The 26315-nt window shown below is 67.1% G+C and carries 22 protein-coding genes; 9 read left to right on the forward strand and 13 right to left on the reverse strand.

All coding sequences use genetic code 11. The features are described from left to right. Positions 1-122 precede the first annotated feature (122 nt). Entirely contained in the window at positions 123-395 is a 273-nt protein-coding gene (locus ACFQEY_RS18150) for a glutaredoxin family protein (protein ID WP_379771303.1), read from the reverse strand. A gap of 88 nt (positions 396-483) precedes the next feature. Next, positions 484-1788 (reverse strand): O-acetylhomoserine aminocarboxypropyltransferase/cysteine synthase family protein, encoded by a 1305-nt coding sequence (locus ACFQEY_RS18155; RefSeq protein ID WP_379771305.1) that lies wholly within the window; start codon positions 1786-1788, stop codon positions 484-486. Positions 1789-1964: 176 nt separating this feature from the next. Between ACFQEY_RS18155 and ACFQEY_RS18160 the strand changes: the two genes are divergently transcribed. Further along, positions 1965-3230, forward strand: a complete 1266-nt coding sequence (locus ACFQEY_RS18160; protein ID WP_379771308.1) for an SPFH domain-containing protein — start codon at positions 1965-1967, stop codon at positions 3228-3230. Positions 3231-3336: 106 nt separating this feature from the next. Here the strand turns inward: ACFQEY_RS18160 and ACFQEY_RS18165 are convergent, their stop codons facing one another. The 4 genes from ACFQEY_RS18165 to uvrB all read right to left on the reverse strand — a co-directional run bounded on the left by ACFQEY_RS18165 (position 3337) and on the right by uvrB (position 10188). Further along, entirely contained in the window at positions 3337-4383 is a 1047-nt protein-coding gene (locus tag ACFQEY_RS18165) for a ribonucleotide-diphosphate reductase subunit beta (protein ID WP_379771348.1), read from the reverse strand. Between the two features lie 37 nt (positions 4384-4420). Further along, on the reverse strand, positions 4421-7090 hold the full coding sequence (locus ACFQEY_RS18170) for a ribonucleoside-diphosphate reductase subunit alpha (RefSeq protein ID WP_379771310.1): 2670 nt from the start codon (positions 7088-7090) through the stop codon (positions 4421-4423). Between the two features lie 412 nt (positions 7091-7502). Next, positions 7503-8033 (reverse strand): hypothetical protein, encoded by a 531-nt coding sequence (locus ACFQEY_RS18175; protein ID WP_379771312.1) that lies wholly within the window; start codon positions 8031-8033, stop codon positions 7503-7505. A 91-nt stretch (positions 8034-8124) separates the two neighbouring features. After that, positions 8125-10188 carry an excinuclease ABC subunit UvrB gene (uvrB, locus tag ACFQEY_RS18180; protein ID WP_379771314.1) on the reverse strand — a complete coding sequence of 688 codons (2064 nt, stop codon included), beginning with the start codon at positions 10186-10188 and terminating at the stop codon, positions 8125-8127. A gap of 538 nt (positions 10189-10726) precedes the next feature. Here uvrB and hisG point away from each other — a divergent pair. Further along, positions 10727-11617, forward strand: coding sequence for an ATP phosphoribosyltransferase (gene hisG / locus ACFQEY_RS18185; RefSeq protein ID WP_379771316.1), 891 nt, complete (start codon positions 10727-10729; stop codon positions 11615-11617). A gap of 1 nt (position 11618) precedes the next feature. Here the strand turns inward: hisG and ACFQEY_RS18190 are convergent, their stop codons facing one another. The 3 genes from ACFQEY_RS18190 to larB all read right to left on the reverse strand — a co-directional run bounded on the left by ACFQEY_RS18190 (position 11619) and on the right by larB (position 13102). After that, a complete protein-coding gene (locus ACFQEY_RS18190) occupies positions 11619-11879 on the reverse strand; it encodes a GIY-YIG nuclease family protein (protein WP_379771318.1) in 261 nt (86 codons plus the stop codon). A 155-nt stretch (positions 11880-12034) separates the two neighbouring features. Beyond that, on the reverse strand, positions 12035-12187 hold the full coding sequence (locus ACFQEY_RS18195) for a DUF7563 family protein (RefSeq protein WP_379771320.1): 153 nt from the start codon (positions 12185-12187) through the stop codon (positions 12035-12037). Between the two features lie 147 nt (positions 12188-12334). Beyond that, entirely contained in the window at positions 12335-13102 is a 768-nt protein-coding gene (gene larB, locus ACFQEY_RS18200) for a nickel pincer cofactor biosynthesis protein LarB (RefSeq protein ID WP_379771322.1), read from the reverse strand. Positions 13103-13289: 187 nt separating this feature from the next. On the opposite strand from larB, the gene ACFQEY_RS18205 reads away from it, so the two are divergent. Then, on the forward strand, positions 13290-13457 hold the full coding sequence (locus tag ACFQEY_RS18205; RefSeq protein ID WP_004047560.1) for a DUF1931 family protein: 168 nt from the start codon (positions 13290-13292) through the stop codon (positions 13455-13457). Between the two features lie 138 nt (positions 13458-13595). Here ACFQEY_RS18205 and rpiA read toward each other — a convergent pair whose 3' ends face one another. From rpiA to ACFQEY_RS18220, 3 genes are all read right to left on the reverse strand, one after another. Next, positions 13596-14360, reverse strand: a complete 765-nt coding sequence (gene rpiA / locus ACFQEY_RS18210; protein ID WP_379771325.1) for a ribose-5-phosphate isomerase RpiA — start codon at positions 14358-14360, stop codon at positions 13596-13598. 138 nt (positions 14361-14498) lie between these two features. Continuing rightward, positions 14499-15626 (reverse strand): ORC1-type DNA replication protein, encoded by a 1128-nt coding sequence (locus tag ACFQEY_RS18215; RefSeq protein WP_379771328.1) that lies wholly within the window; start codon positions 15624-15626, stop codon positions 14499-14501. Between the two features lie 166 nt (positions 15627-15792). Next, entirely contained in the window at positions 15793-16938 is a 1146-nt protein-coding gene (locus tag ACFQEY_RS18220) for a TIGR01177 family methyltransferase (RefSeq protein WP_379771330.1), read from the reverse strand. An 87-nt stretch (positions 16939-17025) separates the two neighbouring features. Here ACFQEY_RS18220 and ACFQEY_RS18225 point away from each other — a divergent pair, with 87 nt between their 5' ends. Together ACFQEY_RS18225 and ACFQEY_RS18230 are read left to right on the forward strand one after the other, a co-directional pair. Next, positions 17026-17583, forward strand: coding sequence for a TATA-box-binding protein (locus ACFQEY_RS18225; protein WP_379771332.1), 558 nt, complete (start codon positions 17026-17028; stop codon positions 17581-17583). Positions 17584-17748: 165 nt separating this feature from the next. Next, the gene (locus ACFQEY_RS18230) at positions 17749-18108 is read left to right on the forward strand and encodes a DUF7473 family protein (RefSeq protein ID WP_379771334.1); all 360 of its coding nucleotides are present in this window, start codon (positions 17749-17751) and stop codon (positions 18106-18108) included. 51 nt (positions 18109-18159) lie between these two features. Here ACFQEY_RS18230 and ACFQEY_RS18235 read toward each other — a convergent pair whose 3' ends face one another. Continuing rightward, on the reverse strand, positions 18160-20370 hold the full coding sequence (locus tag ACFQEY_RS18235; protein WP_379771336.1) for an ATP-dependent DNA helicase: 2211 nt from the start codon (positions 20368-20370) through the stop codon (positions 18160-18162). Between the two features lie 243 nt (positions 20371-20613). Between ACFQEY_RS18235 and ACFQEY_RS18240 the strand changes: the two genes are divergently transcribed. From ACFQEY_RS18240 to hemL, 4 genes are all read left to right on the forward strand, one after another. After that, on the forward strand, positions 20614-21114 hold the full coding sequence (locus ACFQEY_RS18240; protein ID WP_379771339.1) for an ACT domain-containing protein: 501 nt from the start codon (positions 20614-20616) through the stop codon (positions 21112-21114). A 291-nt stretch (positions 21115-21405) separates the two neighbouring features. After that, on the forward strand, positions 21406-22437 hold the full coding sequence (radA, locus tag ACFQEY_RS18245) for a DNA repair and recombination protein RadA (protein ID WP_379771342.1): 1032 nt from the start codon (positions 21406-21408) through the stop codon (positions 22435-22437). 516 nt (positions 22438-22953) lie between these two features. Continuing rightward, positions 22954-24633, forward strand: coding sequence for an ammonium transporter (locus tag ACFQEY_RS18250; protein WP_379771344.1), 1680 nt, complete (start codon positions 22954-22956; stop codon positions 24631-24633). A gap of 161 nt (positions 24634-24794) precedes the next feature. Beyond that, entirely contained in the window at positions 24795-26132 is a 1338-nt protein-coding gene (hemL, locus tag ACFQEY_RS18255; protein ID WP_379771346.1) for a glutamate-1-semialdehyde 2,1-aminomutase, read from the forward strand. Positions 26133-26315: the final 183 nt, after the last annotated feature.

Raw genomic sequence — 26315 nt, forward strand, 5'->3', positions numbered from 1 at the left:
GGTCAAGGGCGTCACGAGCGTGAAGGGGGCCGCGCCGGGTGCGGGCGACGTGATCGTCGAGTAGGGACGGTGCTATCGTCGAGTTCGACAGCTTTTGCGGATGCGGGTTTGCTCGCCCCGTCTCACGCCGCCGCCAGTAGCTTCAGCCGCAGTTCGCGCTCGTCGACCTCGTATTTGAACGCCGGGTGGCCGTCGATCAGTACGTAGGGGACGCGCTCGCCGTACTCGTCCGCGAGCGCGGGATCCTCGTCGACGTCGACCACGTCGAGGTCGATCGACACGTCGAGGTCCGCGGCGGTCTCCTCGATCGTCTCCCGGGCGGCGACACAGAGGGTGCAGTCCTCGCGGGTGTACACCGTGACCGGGACCGCTCCTGCGGGGTCGGTCTCGCTCATCGCCGTCGCTTCGATCGGGATCGACGAGTCGCTTTCGGTCGATCCGAACGAAAGATCGATATTCGGGGCGAACGCGACGGGACTCTCGTCAGTCGCTCGCGCGCTCGATCGCGGCCTCGAGGTCGGCGACGATGTCGGCGGGGTCCTCGATGCCGACGGAGACCCGTACCATGTCACCGGTGACGCCCGCGGCCTCCTGTTCTTCCTCGGTGAGCTGCTGGTGAGTCGTGGAGGCGGGGTGGATGACGAGGGTCTTCGCGTCGCCGACGTTCGCGAGCAACGAGGCGAGATCGGCGTTCTCGACGGTTCCCTTCGCAGCCTCGTAGCCGCCTTCGAGCCCGAACGTGATCATGCCGCCGTACCCGCCGTCGAGGTACTCGCTCGCCTCCGCGTGGGTCTCGTGGCTCTCAAGCCCGGGGTAGTTCACCCACGCCACGTCGTCGTGCTCGTCGAGGTACTCCGCGACGATGCCGGCGTTCTCGCAGTGGCGGTCCATCCGCAGCGGGAGCGACTCCGTCTGCTGGAGCGTGTTCCACGCGTCGAACGGCGACTGCTGGTCCCCCAGATCGCGCAGCCCGCGGGTGACCGCGGCGAACGTGAACGCGGCGTCGCCGAACGCCTCCACGTAGTTGATGCCGTGGTAGGCGGGGTTGTCCTGTGCGATCTCCGGGAACTTCTCGGGATACTCGGCCCACGGGAAGGAGCCGCCGTCGACGAGGATGCCGCCGACCGTGGTGCCGTTGCCCGTGAGCCACTTCGTCGTCGACTCCCAGACGAGGTCCGCGCCGTGATCGAGCGGGCGGCAGAGGTACGGCGTCGCGAACGTGTTGTCGACGAAAAGCGGGACGCCGTGGTCGTGCGCGATGTCCGCGATCCGTTCGATGTCGGGGGTGACGAGGGCCGGATTCCCGATCGTTTCGAGGTGGACGTAGGCGGTGTCCTCGTCGATCGCGTCGGCGTATCCCTCGTAGTCGAGCGGGTCGACGAACCGGGTGGTGATCCCGCGACGCTCGACGGAGTGAGTGAGATAGGTGTAGGTACCGCCGTACAGCGCGGACGAGGAGACGACGTTGTCGCCGGCGGACGCGAGCATGAACGTCGCCAGATCGAACGCCGCCATTCCCGAAGACGTGGCGACTGCGCCCACGCCGTTTTCGAGGGAGGCGATCCGCTCTTCTAAGGCGGCGTTCGTCGGGTTCATGATCCGCGAGTAGACGTTGCCGGCCTCCTCCAACGCGAACAGCCGCGCCGCGTGGTCGGCGTCCTCGAACTCGTAGGAGGTCGTCTGGTAGATTGGCGTCGCGCGGGCACCGGTCGCCGGATCCGGCGTCGAGCCGGCGTGAACGCTTCGGGTGCGGAACTCTCGGGGCGCGTCGTCCTCGTCTGATGGCATACGTCACCGTGCGTGCGCCGATCGCTTAAAGCCGCCCGGCGGTCGCGGGCGTTTCCGCTACCTCGGAGACGATCGGAGACGATCGGAGACGACGACCTCGAAAACGACGGTCCGCGGGGACCGTCGCGGCGACTCCTCGTGCCAACCGTTAACAGCGTCGGCCCGTAACATCGGGTATGGGAACACAGGGTCCGCGCGGCGATCCCGTCGAGATGGAGAACGCCGTGTCGGCGATCCCGGACGCCGTCTGGCAGTACACGGCGCTCGGTGCCGCGCTTCTCGTCGGCTTCGCCCTCCTCAGTCAGAGCCTCATCTTCGGCGTCGGCGCGCTGGCGGTGCTGCTCGCGGCCGTCACCGTCGTCAGCGCGGTCGAGATCGTCGACGCCTACGAGAAGGAGGCGCTCACGGTGTTCGGCGAGTACCGGAAGCTGCTCGAACCGGGCGTCCACGTCATCCCGCCGTTCGTCTCGCGGACGTACCCGTTCGACATGCGGACCCAGACGATCGACGTGCCGAGCCAGTCGGCGATCACGCGGGACAACTCGCCGGTGACGGCGGACGCGGTCGTCTACATCAAGGTGATGGACGCGAAGAAGGCGTTTCTCGAAGTGGACGACTACAAGAACGCCGTCTCGAACCTCGCACAGACCACCCTGCGGGCCGTCCTCGGCGACATGGAGCTCGACGACACGCTCTCCCGGCGCGATCAGATCAACGACCGCATCAACGAGGAACTGGACGAGCCGACGGACGAGTGGGGGATCCGCGTCGAGGCCGTCGAGGTCCGCGAAGTGAGCCCCTCACAGGAGGTCCAACGCGCGATGGAACAGCAGACCGGCGCGGAGCGCCGGCGGCGGGCGATGATCCTCGAAGCGCAGGGGGAACGGCGCTCCGCGGTCGAGCAGGCGGAGGGGGACAAGCAGTCGAACATCATCCGCGCGCAGGGGGAAAAACAGAGCCAGATCCTCGAAGCACAGGGGGACGCCATCTCGACCGTTCTCCGCGCGCGCTCCGCCGAGTCGATGGGCGAGCGCGCCATCATCGAGCGCGGCATGGAGACCTTAGAGGAGATCGGCAAGGGTGAGTCCACGACGTTCGTTCTCCCCCAGGAACTCACCAGCCTCGTCGGCCGATACGGCAAGGCCCTCTCCGGCTCCGACGTCCAGCAGATGGAGGGCTTAGAGAGTGGCGAGTTCGACGAGGAGACGGAGAAGCTGCTCGGGTTGGAAGACATCGAGTCCGCGTTAGAGGAACTCGACTCGGTCGCCGACGGCGACCTCAGGACCGACGAGACGCGCGACGCCGACGCGGCCCGGGACGTCGATACGAGCCGCGGCGCAGCCGCGGACGACGATGTCGGGATCGCGGGCGAGGAAGACCTCGACCGGGAGGCGGACCGGGACGTCGACTTGGAGACGGAGACCGAGCGTCCCGGTAGCTGAACAGTCAGAAACTGAGCGAATCGGAGATTGGAACCGAACCAACCGGCGACGACGACGCGAATCGGGCGGGTGCGAGGCGCTACCTCCCAGTCCAGCGAGCCACGGCCTACCAGTCGAGCGACCCGCCGGACTGGTACTCGGTGACCTGTCGCTCGAAGAAGTTCGCCTCGCGGTTGAGGTCGACCGCCTCGGACATCCACGGGAACGGATTCTCCGTGCCGAACCGCTCGTCCATCCCGAGCTGGGTGAGCCGGCGATCCGCGATGTACTCGACGTACTCCACGAAGCCCTCCGCGGACATCCCCAGGAGGTCGGGCGGACACGCCTCCTCGGCGTACGTCGACTCCAGCGCGACTGCCTCAGCGATCAGCTCGTCGATCTCCGCCTCGAAGTCGTCGGTCCAGACGCCCGGGTTCTCCTCGCGGATCGTGTTGATCAGATCGATCCCGAAGTTGAGGTGGAGCGATTCGTCGCGCATGATGTACTCGAACTGCTCGCCGACGCCGACCATCTTTCCGCGCCGCTTCAGCGCGAGCATCATCGCGAAGCCGGCGTAAAAGAAGACGCCCTCCATGATCACGTAAAAACCGACGAGGTCGCGCAGGAACGCGCGCACGTCGTCGTCGGTGTCGATCGAGAAGTCAGGGCGGTCGATGGCTCGCGTCAGGTCGACGACGAACTCGTCTTTGGCCTGGATCGCGGGGATGCGGTCGTACATGCCGTAGAGATACTCCGGCTTGAATCCGAGCGAGTCACAGCAGTAGATGAACGTGTCAGTGTGGATCGCCTCCTCGTACGCCTGCCGGAGGAGGTACTGGCGGCACTCGGGCGCGGTGACGTAGTCGTAGACGGCCAACACGAGGTTGTTCGCGGTCAGCGACTCCGCCGTCGAGAAGAACCCGAGGTTCCACTCGACGAGCTGTCGTTCCGCCTCGGTGAGCTCGTCGCCCTCCCACTGGTGGACGTCGTCCGCCATCGGGATCTCCTCTGGAACCCAGTTGTTGTTGACGCCGTCCCGATAGTACTCGCGGGCCCAGTCGTAGTCGATCGGCAGGATCTTGTTCGGGTCGTGCTGGCTGTCGGTGTTGATGATCGGCATGGTGTGGTGTTCGGTCGAAATGCGGTGTTCGCTCGGCTGTTGTGTGAGTGCGATCGGCCGTCGTGTGAGCGCGGTTCTCGGGTCGCCGGTGTTACTGACAGGACTCGCAGGTCGGGTCCTCGACGGTCGGTAGCTCGGAGTCGCCGCCGTCGATTCGACACGTCTCGCCGTCGACGTCGCGGTCGACCGGCGCGCCAGCGCCGTCGGCCGGCGAATCCTCTCGCGTCCCGTCGGCCGAGCCGCCGTCAGACGCGAACCCGCCGCGCGACTGGGTGTCGTCGTACTCGGCCATGTCGAGCGTCGACTGCTCGATGCTCGACGCGCCGAGGGTCCGCAGGTAGTAGGTGGTCTTCAGCCCGAGGTCCCACGCCGTCTCGTAGACGTCGGCGAGGAGCGACCCGTCGGTCGAGGGGAAAAAGACGTTGTGTGACTGGCTCTGGTCGATCCACGCGCCGCGCCGCGCCGTGAGCCGGAGCTGGTGGCGCGGGTCGATCTCGAAGGCACCGCGGTACAGATCGGAGAGATCGCCGGGCAGGTCGAGGTCGCCGACCGCTCCGTCGCGGTACTTCAGCCTATCGAGCGCCTCGGCTCCCCACTGTCCCTCGGCTTTGAGGTCGGCGACGAGCCGCTCGTTGACGACCGTGAAGTCGCCGGACATGTTCGATTTGACGTAGAGGTTCGAGTACTGCGGCTCGATGGAGGCGGAGGTGCCGGCAATGGTGGAAATCGTCGCCGTGGGGGCGACCGCGGTGGTGTTGGAGTTTCGCATCCCGTGAGCGGCGATCCGCTCGCGGACCGCGTCCCAGTCGAGGATCTCCTCGCGGTCGACGGGGACCTCTCGGCCGCGCTCCGCTTCGAGGAGATCGAGCGTGTCCTGCGGGAGGAGACCCCGGTCCCACTTCGACCCCTCGAACGAGTCGTACGCGCCCCGCTCGGCCGCCAGCTTCGCTGAGTTGTCGATGGCGTGGTAGCCGAGCAGCTCGCCGGCCCTCCCCGCGAACCCGAGCGCGCGCTCGGAGTTCATCGGGACGCGGGCGAGCTGGAGCGCCTCGTGAAAGCCCATCATTCCGAGCCCGATCGGACGGTGCCGCATGTTCGAACGCTCGGCCTTCTCCGTCGGATAGAAGTTGAGATCGACCACGTTGTCGAGCATCCGCATCGCCGTCTCGGCGGTATCGGCGAACAGTTCGGTGTCGAGTTCGGCGACCTCGCCGTCGACGCCGACGGCGACGGACGAAACCGTCGCGCCTGCGCGTCCAGCCTCCCTGCCGCCGCTGCGTGCCGCGTCGGCGCGTCCAGCCTCCCCGCCGCCGCTGCGTGCCGCGTCGGCGACGTCGTCGGGGGCGGGGTGCGATTCGGCGTCCTCGCGGAAGGTCATGTGGCGCGCGAGGTTGATCGAGCCGAGGTTGCAGACGGCGGTCTCATCGTCGCTCGTGTTGAGCGTTATCTCCGTACAGAGGTTCGAGGAGTTGACGACGCCGACGTGGTCCTGCGGCGACCGGACGTTACACGGGTCTTTAAAGGTGATCCACGGATGCCCGGTCTCGAACAGTCGGGTGAGCGTCTCTCGCCAGAGATCGCTCGCGTCGACCGTCTCGTACTGCCGGAGATCGCCGTTTTCGGCCGCCTCTTCGTAGGCCTCGTACAGCTCCGCGAACTCCTCGCCGTAGGTCCCGTGCAGTTCGGGGACCTCGTCGGGCGAGAACAGGGTCCACTCCTCGTCGTTCTCGACGCGCTCCATGAACAGGTCGGGGACCCACGCGGCGGTGTTCATGTCGTGCGTTCGACGGCGCTCGTCGCCGGTGTTCCGGCGGAGGTCGATGAACGAGGGGAAATCGAGGTGCCACGCCGCGAGGTACGCGGCCGCCGCGCCGCGGCGCTTTCCGGAGCGATTGATCGCGCCCGTCACGTCGTTGGATATCTTGAGGAAGGGGACCGTCCCGGTGGACTCGACGCCGGTCGAGGAAACCAGCGCGCCGTCCGCCCTGAGGGGCGTCCAGTCGTTTCCGAGCCCGCCGGACCACTTCGACAGCTTCGCGTGCTCCTTGTACGCGTCGAAGATTCCCTCCAGATCGTCGGGGACGGTCGTGAGGTAACACGAGGAGAGCTGCGGGTGCGTCGTCCCGGCGTGGAACAGCGTCGGCGTGGAGTGGACGAATCGAAGAGTGGAGAGCACCTCGTAGAACTCCTCGGCGCGGGCCTCCCGCTCGGACTCGTCCTCGCGGAGCGCGACCCCCATCGCGACCCGCATCCAGAATACCTGTGGGAGCTCGAACGGCTCCGAGTCCGCCTCCCGGAGGTAGTACCGCTGTTCGAGCGTGTCGAGCGCGGTGTAATCGAACAGCTCGTCGCGGCGGGGCTCGATCGCGTCGGCCAAGCGGTCGAGGTCGTACTCGCCCATCCGCTCGTCGAGCAGATCGACGGAGAGCCCCCGTTCGACGGCCTCGCGGAAGGAGTCGCGGTACGCCGCCGCGAGCGCGTCGTCGTCCGCTGGCGGACGCTCGCCGGTTACCCGCCTGAAATAGTCCTCGCGGGCGACGCGGGCGGCCGCGGCGTCGTAGGCGGGATCGCGCTCGATGCGCGCCGTGAGCGCGTCGATCGTCGATTCGCCGATCTCGGCCGGATCGGCACCGTCGTACAGCGCGCGTTCGACCTCGTCGACGATCCGGTCGCGTTCGGCTTCGTCCAGTACGTCCCCGTAGCCGGCCCGGGCTCGGTCGAGCAGCTCGTGGACCGCGGTGTGATGTGTCGTCGTACTCATGTGTGCGTCCGGTTCCGTCGGGCTCGATCCGCCGCGAATCGGCGACGGCGTCGCCACTGACGAGTCCGTCTCGATCGGTGCGAGAGCGCGGCTGCCGGCCGCGATCCGCGTCGAAGTCCCGTTCGAACCGTGTCAGACATCTCCGGCTCCATCGGTATAAATATTACCAACAGGATTTCAGTAAGACAAGTTAAGTTGTACTCCGGCGCGGTTCGAGGGAAACGGCGACGAGCGCCGGCCGCCACGTCGACGGATCGACCGTCCTCGGCGCGCTCCGCGGCCGCGAGCGCACCGGTAGACGCCCCCGGCGAGGAGCGCCCACCACGGGTGCCACCGTCACGCCGACCCTGCCGTCGCTAGACGGTCACGCCGTCTCTGTCATCGCTAGACGGTCACGCCGACCATGCCGTCGCTAGACTGTCACGCCGGCTCTGTCGCCGCCGACAGAGACGACGATCCGCTCCGGCGTTCCGCGGTCGTCGGTCAGGCGGAGGAGCAGCGTCTTCACCACCGGATCGTCGATCTCCGGATCGCCGCGGACGCCCGCCTCGTCGACGGCGATCCGGAGGGAGTGGTCTCCGGTTCGGCTGATCGACCCGAGTCTGAGTTCGAACTCGGGATGGGTGAGCCGCTGGGCGGCGACGACGATAGCCGCGCCGCCGTCGTCGACGAAGGACGTCTCCCGGACGAACTCCAGCGTCGCCGTCGCGGTCGGACGGACCGCCCCCACTGCGGCGCTCCGCGACCGGAACGATGCGGCGTGAGTGAGGAGTTCCTCCGGGAGTGATCGAACGCTTTTACCGTCGACGAAGGGATTCCCGTCGACGTAGCGGCTTCTGACCCCGATGTCTCGCGGCGTCGAGGCGGCGAGGTCGTGGAGTCGGTCGGTGCATCCCCCGGTGGCGAGAGAGAGGGCACCGACCACGACCGCGCGGCGGTTCATGTCCCGAGGTGCGACGGACGCGAATAAAAACCCCGGCGTCGCGCGTTACACCGCGTGAGAATCGGAACAGACGCTGAGGGAATGCACCCGTTCACTCGTCGAGCATCGGCGCAGGGACCCCGTCTCCGGCTCCGTCGCGACCGTCGAGTTCGAAGGCGCGGCGGAGCTCGGCGATCCGGTCGCGGATGTCGGCCGCCAGTTCGAACTCCAGGTTGCTCGCGGCCTCGTTCATTCGGTCTTCGAGCGCCTCGATCTGCGCTCTCGCCTCATCCTCGGTCTCGACGTCACCGACGCTGACGCTCGACGTGTCCGTCTTCGAGCCCGGGAGGTTCGTCTCGCCGACCGGCTTGTCGATGGTGGTCGCCTCGTAGCCGTGTTCGTCGTTGTACTCCAGTTGGATCTCGCGACGGCGCTGGGTCTCCTCGATGGCCGCTTCCATCGAGTCGGTGACCCGATCCGCGTAGAGGACGACCTCGCCGTTGACGTTGCGCGCGGCCCGCCCCATCGTCTGCACGAGGGTCGTGGTGGAGCGTAAGAACCCCTCCTGATCGGCGTCGAGGATGGCGACGAGGCTCACCTCGGGGATGTCGAGCCCCTCCCGCAGCAGGTTGATGCCGACGAGTACGTCGATGTTGCCCAGCCGGAGGTCGCGGATGATCTCGTGGCGTTCGAGGGTGTCCGTCTCGTCGTGCATGTACGCCACGTCGACGCCGGCCTCCTCGAAGTACTCCGTGAGGTCCTCGGCCATCCGCTTCGTGAGCGTGGTGACGAGCACGCGCTCGTCGCGGTCGATCCGCTCGTCGACCCGTTCGAGGAGGTCCTCGACTTGCCCCGTCGCCCCCGTCACCTCCACCTTCGGATCGACGAGGTGTGTGGGGCGAACGATCTGCTCGACGATCGCATCGGAGGTCTCGCGCTCGTAGTCGCTCGGCGTCGCCGAGACGTAGAGCGTGCGGTCCGTCTTCTCCTCGAACTCCTCGAACGTCAGGGGGCGGTTGTCGTAGGCGGTCGGGAGCCGGAAGCCGTTCTCGACGAGCGAGTCCTTCCGCGACTTGTCACCCGCGTACTGACCTTTGATCTGCGGGATCGTCTGGTGGGACTCGTCGACGACGGTGAGGAAGTCGTCGGGGAAGTAATCGAGGAGGGTGTAGGGGGCGTCGCCGGACTCGCGGTCGTCCATGTGCACGGAGTAGTTCTCGATCCCGGAGCAGTAGCCCGCCTCCCGAAGCATCTCGACGTCGAAGGTGGTCCGCTCTTCGATGCGCTGGGCCGCCACGAGGTCGCCCTGCCGCTCGAAGTAGCGAACGCGTTTCTCCATCAGGTCCTCGATCTCCGCGATCGCCTGCTCCAGTTTGTCATCCGGGATCGAGTAGTGCTCCGCCGGGTGGAGCATGACGGCCGGCTCCTCGTTCACGACCTCGCCTTTCATCGGATCCACCTTGATCATGCGGTCGATCTCGTCGCCCCACAGCTCCACGCGCACCGCGTACCGTCCGTACATCGGATAGATCTCGACGGTGTCGCCGCGCACGCGGAAGGTGCCCTGCGTGAAGTCGACGTCGTTGCGATCGTAGTTCAGGTCGACGAGCCGGGCGAGCAGCTCCTCGCGACCCACCTCCTCGCCGACCTCCAGCCGGAGCGCCATGTCCCGGTAGTTCTGCGGGTCGCCGAGCCCGTAGATGGCGGAGACCGAGGCGACGACGATCACGTCGTCGCGCGTCAACAGGGAGCGCGTGGCGGAGTGGCGCAGCCGGTCGATCTCCTCGTTGATCGACATCTCCTTGTCGATGAACGTGTCGGTCTGCTCGACGTACGCCTCCGGCTGGTAGTAGTCGTAGTAGGAGACGAAGTACTCGACGGTGTTGTCCGGGTACAGCTCGCGGAACTCCTCGTACAGCTGGGCTGCGAGCGTCTTGTTGTGCGCGAGGACCAGGGTGGGCTGGTCCAGCTCCTCGGCGACCCACGAGACGGTGTTCGTCTTTCCGGAGCCGGTGACTCCGAGGAGGGTCTGCTTGTCCGCGCCCGACTCATACCCCTCCACGAGCTTCTCGATCGCCTCCGGCTGGTCGCCCGCTGGCTCGAACGGGGCGTCGACGCGGAGGGAACGGTCGACGGTCGGGCGGTCCTCAGAGAGAGGGGAGTCGGCGTCACTCACGATACGCGTCGTTGGGCGTCAAGACACTTGAGCGGCGCGGCTACGTCGATTCCACACACTGCGATTTCGGAATCGACGTTCGGTGCGGGGAGAAAACCGTCACAGCCCCAGTCGCTCGTTTATAAGTGGTTGCTGGTGCGGCGACCACCTCCAAAGCCCCAGTCGCGACGACTCGCTCAGCTTGCTGCGCGCTTCAGTCACTCACTCCGTTCGCTCCTTCCAGTGCTTACTGCGCCGTGCTTCGTCCTCGCGACAGCGAGGCGCGAAGCGCCTCTGGCAGCCGGCGCGGAGCGCCGGCGACTGCCCCTTTGAGTCCCACCCCGCACCGCAACCGCCCCGCCCCGCACCTCACGCCTCCCCAGCCTCGCGGATCGGCGCTTATAAGCGCCGATCCGGCTCCCTCGCACGGCGCTCCTCGTGGCCTGTCGACCACTCGGAGGCGCGCGCCACCGCATTTCGATTATTTTGGGTGCGCGCCGGCGTCCGGCGTCGCTCGCCGGACGAAAACGTTTCCCGCTCGCCCTGTGACGCTCAACGTATGCGCATCGCCGTCCCCAACAAGGGCCGCCTACACGATCCGACGCTCTCGCTGTTAGAGCGCGCGGGACTCCACATCGAGGAGACCGCCGACCGCCAGCTGTACGCCGACACCGTCGATCCCGAGGTGTCGATCCTCTTCGCGCGCGCGGCCGACATCCCCGAGTACGTCCGGGACGGCGCGGCCGACGTCGGAATTACGGGGCTCGATCAGGCCGCGGAGTCCGGCGGCGTTGCGGACGACGTCGCCTCGGCGGACGACGGTGACCTCGTCGACCTGCTCGATCTGGGCTACGGCTCCTGTGAGCTCGTCCTCGCCGCGCCGGAGGACGGCGACATCGAGACCGTCGAGGACCTCGCGGGCGGCACGATAGCCACCGAGTTCCCGGCGATCACCCGCGACTACCTCGATCGCGTGGGGGTCGACGCCGACGTGGTCACCGTGACGGGCGCGACGGAGCTGACCCCGCACGTCGACATGGCCGACGCCATCGTCGACATCACCTCGACGGGGACGACGCTGAAGGTGAACCGGCTCGGCGTGATCGACGACGTGCTCGCCTCCTCGGTGCGGTTGTTCGCGCGCCCGGGCGCGGTCGACGACGCGAAAGTCGAGCAGGTGCTGACCGCCTTCGAGTCCGTGCTCGCGGCCGACGGCCGACGCTACCTGATGATGAACGCGCCAACGGAGCGTCTCGACGAGGTGAAAGACGTGATACCCGGGCTCGGCGGCCCGACCGTGATGGACGTGGAGGCCGACGAGAACGGCGACGGAATGGTCGCGGTCCACGTCGTCGTCGACGAGCGCGACGTGTTCGCGACGATCTCAGAGCTCAAAAGCGTCGGCGCGAGCGGCATCCTCGTCACGGAGATCGAGCGGCTGGTGGAGTGAGTCAGTCGTCGCCGATCAGCCGCACCTTCTCCGGTCGCGTGAGCGACTTGATCGCGTGCTCGCGCGACATCGCCGCCGACCTCGAGTCGAACGACTCGACGTGCCGCAGCGTCACGGGGGTCCGTCCGCGGGTGTACTTCGCCCCGTCGCCCGAATCGTGCTCGGCGACCCGACGCTCCACGTCGGTGGTGTAGCCGGTGTAGAGCGTGCCGTCGGCGCACTCGATGACGTACACGTGATGGGTCCCAGTCGAATTCGCCACGGGCTCGGGTTGCAGTCCGAAGACTAAGGAGCCACGGATCCGGCGGGGTCGGGCGACGATTGGGGTGAACGGGTGTCGATCGGGATCGACCAGCCGACGATCGGGATCGACCGGTCGGTGATCCGGTCAGTCGGTGATCCGGCTCGATCTATTTTTTAGTCGCCCATGCGAGCGCGCTCCCGCGAGACTTCGGCGATTCCCGCGTTGGCGGAACACTCCGGACAGGCGTTCAGGTCGCCGTGCTCGTCCGTGAACACGCGCGCGAAACGGTCCGAGACGTGCGACCCGCAGTGGTCACAGCGTGGCATTCGGTACCGGCGTACACCGGCACACGTCGGTAGGCGTTCGACGAACAAATACCCTTTCTCACCCCCGCTCGCTTCCGGTATCGTTCTGTGAGTGATCGGCGATCGAGTCGAACCGCGAGCCGAACAACCCGCCACTCGCGGGTCGAACTACGCGTCTGATGCCCCGTCGACCGCGCGGGCGATGAGCCCCGCCTGCGCACCGGCGACGAACCCGGCGTCGACGTTCACCGTCGTGAGCACCGAACAGGACTGTAGGGCCCCCTCCAGCGCCGCGACCCCCTCGCCGCCGACGCCGTAGCCGGTCGAGACGGGGAGCGCGATGACCGGCGCGTCGACGAGCCCGGCGACGACCGTCGGAAGCGCCCCCTCGCGGCCCGCGGCGACCACGACCACGTCGGCCTCGCGGATCCGATCGCACTGATCCAATATTCGGTCGAGGTTGGCGACGCCGACGTCGTCAACGCGATCGACCGCCGCGCCGATCTCGCGGGCGACGACCGCCGCCTCGCCGGCGACGGCCGCGTCCGCGGTGCCGGCGGCGACGATCGCGACCGTCGCGTCGAGGGTCGGCGGGTCGAAGTCGACCGCGTGGACGACGACGGTCTCCGTTCGCTCGTCGCGATCGACGGTCGCGTCGAGGTCGCCGTCAGTCATCGACGCGCGTATCGCCGCCGCGTCGGCGGCGTCCGCCCGGGTTACGAGCGCACGACCGGTCGTCTCGACCGCTGTCGCGGTGAGTGCTGCGATCTCTTCCGGCGTTTTCCCCTCCGCGAGGATCGCTTCCGGGATCCCGCGTCGGTGCTCCCTCGCGGCGTCGAACCGCCCCGCCGCCGTCGTCGCGTAGCCCGCGAGTCGTGACTCCGCCTCCGCGACGCCGATTTCGCCGGCGTCGAGTGCCTCCAGCGTGTCGCGCATACCCGACGGTCGGGGACGAACGGGGTCGAACCTATCGATCGCGGGCGACTTCGACCGCCGCTCCCTCCGCGCTCTCACAAAGCTTATAAGATAGCGCTCCGCGACACGGCCGCGAACCGCCGTCACGACGCTCCTCGCGGTCGAATTCAGGAACTCTTATTAACTGTCGATGGATAGCGTCGATCGCATGGCAGACCTTATTGTCAAAGCAGCCGTCAAGGAAGCCCTGGACGACAAGAACGTCGCTTCGGACTTCTACGACGCGCTGGACGACGAAGTGGACGAGCTGCTCGAAGACGCCGCGCGCCGCGCCGAGGCCAACGACCGGAAGACGGTCCAGCCTCGCGACCTCTAAGACGGGCACGCGTTCCGTCTTTCAGTCATTTTTCGACTCCCGATCGGAGAGCGGCAGCGTCGACTCGTGTGTGCGACCGACAACGCGCGATCAGCAACACCGTACTATCGGCGACACTTCGCTATCGACGATGACTCGCTATCGCCCCGTCACGCGCACGCCCGTCTCCGTCCCGACGTGAACCTCGTCCGCGAGGCCGACGAAGATGCCGTGTTCGACGACTCCGGGCGTCGTCGCCAGCGTCGTCGCCAGCGCGCCCGGATCGGCAATCTCGCCAAACGCGCAGTCGAGGACGAGGTTCCCGTTGTCGGTCACGACCGGACCGTCCTTCCGCTCCGCGCGCCGCAGGGTCGGCTCCCCGCCGGCCGCCCGCACCGCCTCGGCGACGGCGGTCCGCCCCGCCGGCAGCACCTCGACCGGAACGGGCCGGTCGAGGGTCGGCGACTCTTTGGAGGGGTCGACGACGACGACGAACCGGTCAGCAGCCGCGTCGACCAGCTTCTCACGGGCGTGGGCCGCGCCGCCGCCCTTTATGAGCGGGCCGACGCCGCTCCCGGCCGCTCCGTTCCCCTCGCCGACCGCGACCTGATCCGCCCCGTCGATCGCCACGTCGATACCGGGTGCGTCGATACCTGGTGCGTCGACCCCGGGCGCGTCGGGGGCGACCGCCTCGTCGAGGTCGAGCAGGGGGATCCCCCGCTCGATCGCCAGCTCGCGGCTCGCGAAGGAGGTCGGAACGCCCCGCACGTCCAGTCCGGCGTCGACCCGCTCGCCGATCCGCCGGATCGCGTGGGCCGCGGTCGACCCCGTTCCGAGCCCGATCACGTCGCCGTCACCGACGACGTCGGCCGCCGACTCGCCGGCGCGTCGCTTCACCGCGTCGCTCCCGCCGCTCGTCTTCATATCTCCGACTCGACGGGAGAGACTGAAAAGGCGTCGGCGTCGCGGGACGACTCGATCGCGGTTACCGACCGCACCGACCCGCTCGGCGGTCGAGCATCGCCGCACCGTCGTCACCCCACGGCCGACGCGTCGTCGCCGTCACTCCAGCCGGTCGAGCACCGCCTCGGCGTCGTACGCCAGGGAGAGCTCGCGGGAGCGACCTCGCCCGTCGACGTCGGCGTACTCGGCCTCGATCACGCCGAGCTGGTCGAGCTTGTTGATGATCTCGGAGTAGCGGGTGTAGCCGAGGTCGGTCTCGTCGTGGAACGCCTCGTACACCGTTCCGGCCCGCTCGCCATCGTGTTCAGCGAGCACGCGGACGAGATCGCGCTCGGACTCCGAGAGCCCCCGAAGCGACCGCGAGAGGTGAACGTGCTTCGACTTGTCGTACGCCGATTCGACGTCTTCCCCGGAGATCGTCTTCGAGGCGCGCATCTCGGCGTTGAGGCCGGCCCGCCGGAGCAGGTCGATCCCGACCCGCAGGTCGCCGCTGTCGGCCGTCATCTCGGCGACGCGCTCCAGTTCAGCGTCGCCGATGACGCCGTCGTGGAACCCGCGCTTCGCGCGCTCGAAGAGGATGTCGTAGATCTCGCTCGCGTCGTAGACGGGGAAGTACACCTCCTCGGGGCGGAACACCGACTGCACGCGGGTGTCGAGGTCGTCGATCACGTCGAGGCCGAGGTCCGACGAGACGACGATGACGCCGATCTTCGCGCCGGAGTGCGCCTCGTGGGCGCGCAACAGCGAGTACAGGGTGTCCGAGGCCTCGTTCTCGTAGAAGAGGTAGTTCACGTCGTCCAAGGCGACGACGAGCACCTCGTCCTCCTCGACGAGCCGATCGGTAATCTGGCCGAACAGTTTCTTGAAAGAGATGCCCGAAGAGGGGGGCTCGTAGTCGAATATCCCCTCGAACAGCCGCGAGAAGACGGCGTACCGCGTCGAGTCGACCTGGCAGTTGACCCGAACCGTCCGCACGTCGGTACGGACGCCGAGTTCGCCGAACAGCTTCTGGGCGGCAGTCGTCTTTCCGGTCCCCGGCGGCCCGCGGACCATCGTGTTGAGCGGGCGGGAGCCGCGGACGGCGGGCCGGAGAGCGTACTTCAAGCTCTCCAGTTGGCTCTCGCGGTGCCGGAACGTCTCGGGGACGTGATCGATTTCGAACACCGACTCGTCGCGGAACACCGACTCGTCCCACGAGAGCATGTCGCCCCCGGCGTCCCCGGTCATGTGAACACCACGACAGGCCGTCCACTTAACCGTTGCCCGCAGGGGCGGCGAAACTGAAACTTGTCGCCTCCGCCGCTCTCGACCGATATTTTGCCGACCTGACGTTCACTCTCGGGACGGCCCGATTTCACTCTCGGGACGGCCTGATCGGTCCCGGGGGACGGGATCAGTCCCGATCCAGCACGAGCACGTGCCGGGTCAGCGACCGATGGACCCGTCGCTCGAAAGCGGCGTCGACGGTCCACCCGGCCGCGTGCGCCTCGGCGCGCCAGTCTCGGTCCGCAATCACAACCGCGCGCGCGGCGACCCGGGCGGCTTCCGCGAGCGCGCCGGCGACGAGATCGGCGAGCTCGTGACGGGCGATTTTGGACTGGCGGCCGTACGGCGCGTCGAACGCCACCCCGTCGACCGCGTCCTTGCGAAGCGGAAGCGCCGTCGCGTCGGCGCGGGCGACGTGCCAGGTCGGAGCGAGACCCCCGTCGGCATCGTCGTCCGCGTGTTCCGCGGTGCTTCTCCCCGCCTCGCGTCCCCCTGCCTCGCGTCCCCCCGCCGGGCGTCCTCCCGGGCCGCCCACGTACTCCCGGAGATTCTCACGCGTCCCGCGGACCATCTTCCCCTGCGCGTCGCAGGCGAGGACGTCTGCGCCGACGAGCCCGGCCTCCAGCGGGATCCCGCCGGTCCCGCACATGGGATCGAGGACGGTCCGCTCGGGGGCGGCACCGGCGAGGTTGACGTACGCGCGGGCGTCAGCCGGCTCCATGCTCCCCGGTTGGAAGAACGGCCGGTCGGTCGGCTTCGGCGCGAAGTCGCGGGCGGCCTCGACCGCGACCCAACCCAGCGCACAGACCGAGGCATCGCCGCCGTCCGCGCCGGGGACCGCGTCGTGATCGGCGCGCTCGCCCGCGGCGAACAGCGCGCGGAGCACGTGATCCGGATCGTCGAGATCGACAGAGAAGCCGCGGTCGACGAGGACGTCGCCGAGTGCGCGCTCTGCTGCCGTCGTCGAGACGCCGGTCGCGTTCCGGACGTTGCGGGCCCGAACCGCGACGGAGCCCGACCGATCGATCGGCGCGGCCTCCAGTGCGGCGACCGCGGCGGCGACGCCGGCGTCGGTCCGGGCGATCGCCTCGTGGGCGGTGCGGGTGTACGCGAGGCGGGAGACGGGCGCGTCACGACGATCGGCGCTCTCGGCGTTCCCGACGCTCCCTGCGCTCGCGATGCCGGGCGCGAGGAGTTCGACGCCGGCAGCCGCCGTCGACGCCTCGTAGGCGGCGAACGCGTCCTCTTCGCCGGCGAGTTCGAGCCAATACACGCCTCGAATTCCGGCGGCCGGTCGCAAGAGGATAGCGGTTCCGACCAGCCACCTTTTTAAGCGTTTCGAGCATTCATCGAACCAGTGATGGCCGACCCGAAGGAGACGATCACGATAGAGAACGTCGTTGCCTCCACGGGGATCGGGCAGGAGCTCGACCTCCAAAGCGTCGCGATGGACCTCGAAGGGGCAGACTACGACCCGGAACAGTTCCCCGGCTTGGTCTACCGCACCACGGACCCGAAGTCGGCCGCGCTGATCTTCCGGTCGGGCAAGATCGTCTGCACCGGCGCGAACTCGATCGACGCCGTCCACGAGAGCCTGGACATCGTGTTCGGCGAGCTCCGCGCCCTCCAGATCCCGATAGACGACCCCGAGGTCACCGTACAGAACATCGTCACCTCCGCCGACCTCGGCGAGAGCCTCAACCTGAACGCGATCGCGATCGGCCTCGGACTCGAACACATCGAGTACGAACCGGAACAGTTCCCCGGACTCGTCTACCGGCTCGACGAGCCCGACGTGGTTGCCCTCCTGTTCGGCAGCGGGAAGCTCGTCATCACCGGCGGGACGAGCCCCGACGACGCGGCCGCCGCGGTCGACGTGATCGTCGAGGAACTGGACGGGCTCGGACTACTCGGCTGACCGGGGGCAGTCTGACGCTCACCCTCCGCCTCTCGCCGTCAGAACACCGTCCGATCGCAACTTTCCGATCGATCGCAACTTTCCGACCGATCGCAAGCCGCCGTCTGAACGCAAGCCGCTGTTCGATCCCACGATCACTTTTATTCGCGGGCTCGTACGTCGACCATGATCCTCCAGACGGTGACGCCGATATCGGTGGCAGGCACGACCGTCCTGTTCGCGCTGTTCCTCTCGCTCACCGCGCACCTCGCGGCGCGGAACGTCCTCGGCGACGTGGACCCTCGTCGCGCGCTCTACGTCGGGCCCCTCCCCGCAGTCGTCGGCGTCGTCGGCGGGGCGTTCGCCGTCTCCGAGGCGGTTCTCGTTCCCGCCGCCCTCCTCGTCGACGGCGTGATGTTCGCGTGGAGCTACGACCAGCCGCGCCGGCTCGTGATCGGGATGACCGTGATCCACGCCGTGATCACGACGCTGCTCGGGATCGTCGTGCTCGGGACCGCGGTGTTGCTCGCGTCGATGCCCGGATAGCGGTCGATCGGTCGCTCCGGTGTCGCTCGCGGCGGTCGATCGGTCGCCGTCTCACGGCTCCGGCGGCGACCCGCCGTACGCGTCGTGGTCGCCGTAGAAGTTCAGCATCGCGAACTTCAGCTTCTCGGGGGCGATGTCGAGCAGCTCCTCACGCTCTTCGGGGGGGAAGGTGCTCCGGACCGAGTACTTCCCCATGTCGGCGGACGTGTACCGGCGGTCCGCGAGGATCCGAACCCCGAAGTCCTCGGGACCGCGGACGACGCGGCCGAGCGCCTGCCTCGTCTTTCGGACCGTCGGGATCTCGACGGCGTACGCCCAGCCGGGGTCGCGAGCGCGGTCCCGATCGGCGAACGCGCGGTCGTAGGCCTCCTGTACGGCGTCCATCCGGTCTGAGAGGTGCGGGTACGGAACGCCCACGACCACGACCGTCCGAGCGTTGTCGCCGTCGAAGCTCACCCCTTCCGCGAGGGTGCCCCACAGCGAGGTGAACAGGGTGGCGTCGTCGCTCTCAACGAACGTCCTGCGTAGTTCCTCTTCGTCCTCGCCGGGGCCGTCGAGGTAGAGCCGACCGAGATCGGCCCCGATGAGCCCGCCACCCGCGGCGGCGTCTCCCCCGCCGCCGCCGAGTCGCTCGTAGTAGCGCTCGGCCTCGGCGTAGGAGGGGAAGAAGGCGAGCGTGTTGCCCGGAGTGAAGCGGATCGCGTCGCGCAGGAGCGACGAGACCGTCTCCTGCGTCTCCGGGTCGTTCCGCTCGGAGGCGAAAAGCGGCGGGGTGTCGACCGCGAACGTCCGGCGGTTTTCCTCCGGGTACGCCATCCCGTACGCGATGGAGGCGACGTCTTCCAGCCCGAGCACGTCCTCGGTGACGTCGAAGGGACGAAGGGTCGCGCTCATCAGCACGCTCGCCGCGACCTCGTCGAACAGCTCCTCGGTGACGCGACGGGGGATGCAGGTGTACAGCTCCGCGCGGCCGTACACCTCGTCGGTGCCGCCGTCGCGGCGCACGGAGACGACGGGGTACTGCCCGAGCTCGGTTCCCTCGTCCATCCACGTCGAGACGAACCGGGCGACTTGGAGGGTCTGGCACTCCGACCGGGTCGTCGTCTCACCGTCGCGGTAGCGGCGCTCGTACTCCTCGTCGAGCGCCTGTCCGAGCTGGGTCGCGAGCTCGGTTTCGGTGTCGATCCCCTTCCCCTCGTAGTGTCTGAGGAACGCGAGCGTGAGGTCGTCTCGGCGGTCGTCGTTGGCGACGGAGACGTCCTCCCACCCCTCGCCGACATCGTCTCGCGCGCCGAATCCGAGCGCGTCGTCGTACGTCGAGACGAGCGCGTCGCGGAACGCGCGAACGACGTTCTCGGCCGCGTCAACGCGCGAGTCGTCGCTCCCGTCGAGCTCCTCCAGCGCGGCGTCGAGGGTGTTCTCCGTCAGGGTTCGAGTGGCGTGGTCGCGGGCGGCGTCCTCGACGTTGTGGGCCTCGTCGAAGACGGTGAGTACCTCGGAGGGATCGCGGCCGATCCAGCGGAAGAACTGCTCTCTGATCTGGGGATCCAGGAGGTGGTGGTAGTTACAGACGACCAGATCGACTCCTTCCATCCCCTCCTTCAGCATCTCGTAGCCGCAGAGATCGCGATCGTCGGCGTACGCGTACACGTCGTCGGGGGTGCGAACGTCCTCGAAGAGCCAGCCGAAGAACTCCTCCGTGTCCTCCACGAGGTTGTTCCGATAGTGCGCACAGACGTTCGCCGTCTCGTAGTCGTCGATCTCAGCTTCCAGCTCGTCGAGCTCGTCCATGATCGCCTCGCGGGCCTCCGCCGCGCCGGCGTCGCCCTCGCGGCTCTCGGCGAGCAGCTCGCGTTGGCGGGCCTCCAGCTCGCGGACCTCGCCCTCCGTCTCCACCATCTCGCGGGTGGTGTCGCGGAGGGTCTGACACTCCTGGTAGTCGACGTCGATGTGGCACATCGACGACTTGCCTTTGAAGACGACCGCGCGGATCGGCTCGGTTCGGGTGATGGCGCGCGCGTCCTCGACGAACTGCCGCATCTGCTGGTGGACGTTGGTCGTGATGACGACCGTGCGGTCGTGCTCGCGGGCGTGTTCGAGCGCGGGCACGAGCGCGGAGAGGGTCTTCCCTGTCCCGGGCGCGCCCTCGAACAGCACGTCCTGTCCCCGGTCCAGCGCGTTGGCGATCCTGTCCATCGCCTCGCGCTGGTTCGGGTACGGCTCCTCGTACGGGAAGAACCGCAGGTGCGGCGGCTCTGACACGGGACGAAGTTCGTTGCCATCGGCTAAAAGGGGTGGGGTGCCGCGGCGGAAGTGGAGCCGAAGACGTCCCAGCGGAAGTGGAGCCGAAGACGTCCCAGCGGAAGTGGAGCCGAAGACGGCATAGCGGAAGTGGAGTCGAAGACGGCATAGCGGAAGTGGAGTCGAAGACGGCATAGCGGAGCGTACAGCGGGAGACGGCTCCGCGGATTTTTAAGCGCCCGCGGCGATCGATGGTAGCAACCGATGTTCGACGAGATCCTCGAGAAGTTCGAGGGATCCCCCAGCCAGCAGGCCGTGATCAGACTGTTCTTAGAGCGCGGATTCTCCGTCAACGAGGAGGGTCGCGTCGTCTCCGGCGGGATCGAGATCCCGTACACCGGGATCGCGCGCGAGCTCGACGTCGACCGACGCGTGGTCGATTCGACGACGGACGCGATACTGGACGACCCCGACCTGACGCGCATTTTCACGAACATCTCGTCGGTGCCGAGCCTGATGGATCTGGCTCCCGTCCTCGATCTCACCGTCCTCACTATCGAGGTCGCGGCCGCCGACGAGGCCGGGATCGTCGCCGAGGTGACCGGGATATTGGCCGACCACGGCGTTTCGATCCGTCAGGTGCTGAGCGAGGACCCGGAGTTCACCGACGATCCGAAACTGTACGTGATCACCGACGCCGAACTCCCCGGCGAACTGCTCGTCGAGATCCGCGAGCTCGATTACGTCCGCCGGGTCGGATTCTAACCGACTCGCGTTCTGGCGGCGCTCTCCGCGACTGTCGACCGATGACGATCACCCCGACGTCGCCCAAGCCGACCGTTCCGCCGTCGCCCCAGCCGACCGTTCAGCCGTTCCCCCGTCGCCCGGTAGATACCCCTGCACCGGGATCAGTTTCACCGGGGTATCGTTCCGCGACGACGCCGCAAATCCATATATACGGAGCCGAGCCATTCCGGAGCGCTGCTTGATCCGCATTTCACTTTCACTAGGGTGTAAACCAGACTTTATACCCGATGCCGAACAAGGAGCGGATACATGCCTGAAGACGAACTCGAAGACCTCCCCGGAGTCGGCCCTGCCACCGCGGACAAACTGGTCGAGAACGGGTTCGAAAGTTACCAGTCGATCGCCGTTGCGAGCCCCGGCGAGATGTCGAACACCGCCGACATCGGCGAATCGTCCGCCAGCGACATCATCAACGCCGCCCGGGACGCCGCCGACGTGGGTGGCTTCGAGACCGGCGCGACCGTGCTCGAACGCCGCGAAGAGATCGGGAAGCTCTCGTGGCAGATAGACGAGGTCGACGACCTGCTCGGCGGCGGTATCGAGACGCAGTCGATCACCGAGGTGTACGGGGAGTTCGGGTCCGGGAAGTCACAGGTGACCCACCAGATGGCCGTCAACGTCCAGCTTCCGCCGGAGCACGGCGGCCTCGACGGCGGATGCATCTTCGTCGACTCCGAGGACACGTTCCGCCCGGAGCGGATCGACGACATGATCCGCGGACTTGACGACGAGATCCTCGCCGACGAGATGGAGCGACGCGAAATCGAAGGGACCCCGAGCAACGAGGAGTCGATGGCGGAGCTGATCGAGGCGTTCTTGGACCAGATTCACGTCGCCAAGGCGTTCAACTCCAACCACCAGATCTTGCTCGCAGAGAAGGCGAAGGAGCTTGCCAGCGAACACGAGGAAAGCGAGTGGCCCATCCGGATCGTCTGCGTGGACTCGCTGACCGCCCACTTCCGCGCCGAGTACGTCGGCCGGGGCGAACTCGCTGATCGGCAGCAGAAGCTCAACAAGCACCTCCATGACCTGATGCGGATCGGCGACCTGTTCAACACCGCTATCCTCGTCACCAACCAAGTCGCGTCGAACCCGGACTCGTACTTCGGCGACCCGACCCAGGCGATCGGCGGGAACATCCTCGGTCACGCCTCCACCTTCCGGATGTACCTTCGGAAGTCGAAGGGTGACAAGCGGATCGTTCGACTCGTCGACGCACCCAACCTCGCGGACGGCGAAGCCGTGATGCGCGTACAGGGTGAGGGGCTGAAGCCGGAATAGGCGATCGCGTCGAGGCAGACGAGTGCATCATCGGTCGATTCGCGACCGACCGACCCCGATCGGCTTGCGGATCGAAGATCGAAGAGCGGATCGGGTTGATGAACGTCAATTTCTGGAACTATCGCCTGAAACGGCCGATATCGATAGCTTCGGACCGTAAACCGATGTGAGAGCGAATGGGCGGGCGGCAATACTCGCCAGCACCTGCCGCGCGCGGCGGCGAACGGCCGGAAACGGCCCGAAACAGTCCGATCTGGCAATTATTATCAGATATTTTATAATACATTCATTCGGTTTGGACGCAAAGATTGCCAAATTGGCGGGAGAATACATCCTTAAACACCATTGATTCATCCTTATATTGGTCGGACTCCGTATTATTAGAGATATTTCTTGTGAAACTCAACTCGAACGTTTATATAATTCCCATCCCCCGAGTCAAAACGTGATTCAGCACATGAACACGAATGAAATGCGCTGTATAGAAGACGTACGTTCAGTTGAGGTGATCATCTCGTGACGACCGGCGTACTCGCAAGCGTCGATCCGAGCGTGCTCGCCGAAGGTGTCAACCTGATGTGGGTCGCGATGGTGTGTTTCCTCATCTTCTTCATGCACGCCGGCTTCGCGATGCTGGAAGCTGGGCAGGTGCGCGCGAAGAACGTGGCGAACCAGCTAACGAAGAACCTGCTTACCTGGGGCGTCGGCGTCCTCGTGTACTTCCTGATCGGGTTCGGGATTGAGGGTGTCGCAGGTGGTGCCGGATTCTCCCCGGCGTCGGCCCTCAGCGACGGCGGCTGGGTTAACAGCTGGTTGTTCGGCGCGGTGTTCGCTATGACGGCCGCGACCATCGTCTCCGGCGCGGTCGCCGGCCGCGCGAAGCTGCGTGCGTACGTGGCGTACACGATCGCCATCTCCGCCGTCATCTACCCGGTCGTCGCGGGCATCACCTGGGGCGGTGGTTTCCTCGGCGGCGCTGGGCTCGGCTTCACCGACTTCGCGGGCGGGATGATCGTCCACGGCGTGGGCGGTATCGCCGGCCTCACTGCGGCGTACATGCTCGGACCGCGCATGGACCGCTACGCGGAGGACGGCTCCACGAACGTCATTCCCGGTCACTCGATGACGTTCGCGGTGCTGGGAACCCTCATCCTGGCGTTCGGTTGGTACGGCTTCAACGTCGGGACGACCGCGACCGTCTTCTCGGTCAGCGAATCCGGCGAGCTCGCGCTGGGCGGCTACGCCGCGGTCGGTCGCGTCGCCCTGACGACGACGCTCGGCATGGGTGCCGGGGCCGTCGGCGCGGCGCTCGGTTCGATGTACCTCACGAAGAAGGTCGACACGCTGTACGTCGCCAACGGGGTACTCGCCGGACTGGTCGCGGTCACCGGGATCGCAAACCTGGTCACTTGGTGGGGCGCTATCTTGGTCGCGCTCGTCTGCGGCCTCCAGCTCCCGCTGGTCTTCGAGTTCGTCTCGGACAAGATGAAGATCGACGACGTGTGCGCGGTGTTCCCGGTTCACGGCTCCGCGGGCGTCATCGGCGTTCTCGCGCTGCCGTTCGTCAGCATCAACGGCTTCTCGATGGATCTGCTCGTCTCGCAGGTCATCGGCGTCGTCGTCATCACCGCGTGGACGGTCGTCGCGACCGTCGTGGTGTTCGGTGCGTTCAAGGCGGTCGGACAGGCTCGTGTCACCCCCGAGCACGAGCGCGACGGCCTCGACGTCAGCGAACACGGCGTCGAGACGTACCCCGAGTTCGGCCGCGCGAACGTCGCGACCGACGGCGGTCCGTCGGTCGTCGACACCACGGACAACTCCCCGCGCGCCGACGGCGGTGAAGAAGCCGGCTCGGAGATCAAGATGGTCACCGCAGTCGTCCGCCCCGACAAACTCGGCGCGGTCAAGCAGGCGCTCGCGGAGATCAACGCGCCCTCGCTCACCGTGACGAACGTCTCGGGTCGCGGTAGCCAACCCGCCAAGAAGGGCCAGTGGCGCGGAGAGGAGTTCACCGTCGACCTCCACCAGAAGGTAAAAATCGAAATCGTCGTCGCCGACATCCCGGCCGACGAGGTCGCGGAGGCGATCAGCGAGGCCGCCAAGACCGGCGAGCCCGGCGACGGAAAGGTGTTCATCCTGCCCGTCGAGGACGCGCTGCAGGTCCGCACCGGCACGACCGGTCCGGAGGCGGTGTAACGTCGGATCGCTCGCGGTTCGCGTCTGAGGTGGGGCGAGGCATCGAACGAGCGAACGAGTCGTGATCGACGCGCGGCGGTTTTTTTTGCGGCTCCGGTGATTCCACCGGGGACGATCGCGGGTCGGCAACTACTTTCATCCCTCCGTTCGAACCGCGAGGTATGAACCACGAGCGCTCTCGCGGGCTGTACGATCGCGCGCTGTCGGTCATGCCGGGCGGCGTCAACTCGTCGGTGCGGGCGACGATGCCGCACCCCTTCTTCATCGAACGCGGGGACGGCGGTCACGTGATCGACGCCGACGGCAACCGGTACGTCGACTGGGTAATGGGGTACGGTCCGCTGTTGTACGGACACGACCTCCCCGATCCGGTCGAGGCGGCGATCCAGTCGCACGTCGCCGCGGGGCCGATGTACGGCGCGCCGACGGAAATCGAGGTGGAGCACGCGGAGTTCGTGGCGCGACACGTCCCGAGCGTCGAGTCCATCCGGTTCGTCAACTCGGGGACGGAGGCGACGGTGTCGGCGGTTCGGCTCGCCCGGGGCCACACCGACCGCGACAAAATCGTCGTCATGCAGGGCGGCTACCACGGCGCTCAAGAATCGACGCTCGTGGAGGGGTCGGCGGGGAACGCCCACCCCTCGACGAAGGGGATCCCGGAGTCGTTCGCCGAGCACACCCTGCCGATCCCCTTTAACGATCCGCAGGCGGCGAAGGAGGTTTTCGCCGAGCACGGCGACGACATCGCCGCGGTCCTCGTCGAACCGATCCTGGCAAACACGGGAATCGTCACTCCGATCGACGGCTACCACGCGACGCTCCGGGACCTGTGTGACGACCACGGTTCCCTTCTCGTGTTCGACGAGGTCATCACCGGGTTCCGCGTCGGGGGGCTCGGCTGCGCCCAGTCGAAGTTCGGCGTTACGCCCGACGTGACGACGTTCGGCAAGATAATCGGCGGCGGGTTCCCGGTCGGCGCGATCGGGGGGAAAGCGGAGATAATCGAGGGATTCACGCCTGCGGGCGACGTGTTCCAGTCCGGCACGTTCTCCGGGCATCCCGTGACGATGGCCGCCGGGAAGGCGTCCTTGGAGTACGCCGCCGAGAACGGCGTGTACGAGCACGTCAACCGACTCGCACGGCGGCTCCGTGAGGGGGTCGCCGAGATCTGCGCGGAGCGGGCTCCGGAGTACACCGTCGTCGGAACGGACTCGATGTTCAAGACGATCTTCACCCGCGAAGCGCCAGACGACCCGGACGCCGCCTGCGCGGGCGGTTGTCGACAGGACCCCGACTGCGACCGCTACGACACCTGTCCGAAGAACGGCTCCGACGTCGCCCGCGCCGCGACCGACCGCTGGGAGCGCGTATTCTGGCAGGAGATGAAAGACCGAGGGGTGTTCCTCACCGCGAACCAGTTCGAGTGTCAGTTCACCTCCTACGCGCACACCGAGGAGGACGTCGATCGGACGTTGGAAGCGTATCGAGAGGCGATCTGAACGATTCCGGGAGTGGGTATTGCAGACTGCCGCTGGCGACGTGGTATTTAAAGGTGGAAATGCAAGAGCGACGACTGCTTATAAATGAACGAGGCGGTGTTGTGGCGCGCCTCCGAGTGGCCGGTAGGCCCGAGGAGCCCGCGAGGTCGCCGGCGGCGAAGCCGCCGGCTGCCAGAGAATCTT

Origin of the sequence: Halorubrum trueperi (assembly GCF_042662525.1) — an archaeon.
Lineage (GTDB): Archaea > Halobacteriota > Halobacteria > Halobacteriales > Haloferacaceae > Halorubrum > Halorubrum trueperi.

Coding starts and splice junctions, on each gene's coding strand:
- ACFQEY_RS18195 (WP_379771320.1), bottom strand. CDS start 12,187: ATGCCACGCTGTGACCACTGCGGGTCGCACGTCTCGGACCGTTTCGCG.
- rpiA (WP_379771325.1), bottom strand. CDS start 14,360: ATGAAGACGAGCGGCGGGAGCGACGCGGTGAAGCGACGCGCCGGCGAG.
- ACFQEY_RS18170 (WP_379771310.1), bottom strand. CDS start 7,090: ATGAGTACGACGACACATCACACCGCGGTCCACGAGCTGCTCGACCGA.
- ACFQEY_RS18155 (WP_379771305.1), bottom strand. CDS start 1,788: ATGCCATCAGACGAGGACGACGCGCCCCGAGAGTTCCGCACCCGAAGC.
- ACFQEY_RS18225 (WP_379771332.1), top strand. CDS start 17,026: ATGGCCGACCCGAAGGAGACGATCACGATAGAGAACGTCGTTGCCTCC.
- ACFQEY_RS18175 (WP_379771312.1), bottom strand. CDS start 8,033: ATGAACCGCCGCGCGGTCGTGGTCGGTGCCCTCTCTCTCGCCACCGGG.
- larB (WP_379771322.1), bottom strand. CDS start 13,102: ATGCGCGACACGCTGGAGGCACTCGACGCCGGCGAAATCGGCGTCGCG.
- ACFQEY_RS18160 (WP_379771308.1), top strand. CDS start 1,965: ATGGGAACACAGGGTCCGCGCGGCGATCCCGTCGAGATGGAGAACGCC.
- radA (WP_379771342.1), top strand. CDS start 21,406: ATGCCTGAAGACGAACTCGAAGACCTCCCCGGAGTCGGCCCTGCCACC.
- ACFQEY_RS18240 (WP_379771339.1), top strand. CDS start 20,614: ATGTTCGACGAGATCCTCGAGAAGTTCGAGGGATCCCCCAGCCAGCAG.
- hemL (WP_379771346.1), top strand. CDS start 24,795: ATGAACCACGAGCGCTCTCGCGGGCTGTACGATCGCGCGCTGTCGGTC.
- ACFQEY_RS18205 (WP_004047560.1), top strand. CDS start 13,290: ATGGCAGACCTTATTGTCAAAGCAGCCGTCAAGGAAGCCCTGGACGAC.
- ACFQEY_RS18150 (WP_379771303.1), bottom strand. CDS start 395: ATGAGCGAGACCGACCCCGCAGGAGCGGTCCCGGTCACGGTGTACACC.
- hisG (WP_379771316.1), top strand. CDS start 10,727: ATGCGCATCGCCGTCCCCAACAAGGGCCGCCTACACGATCCGACGCTC.
- ACFQEY_RS18215 (WP_379771328.1), bottom strand. CDS start 15,626: ATGACCGGGGACGCCGGGGGCGACATGCTCTCGTGGGACGAGTCGGTG.
- ACFQEY_RS18230 (WP_379771334.1), top strand. CDS start 17,749: ATGATCCTCCAGACGGTGACGCCGATATCGGTGGCAGGCACGACCGTC.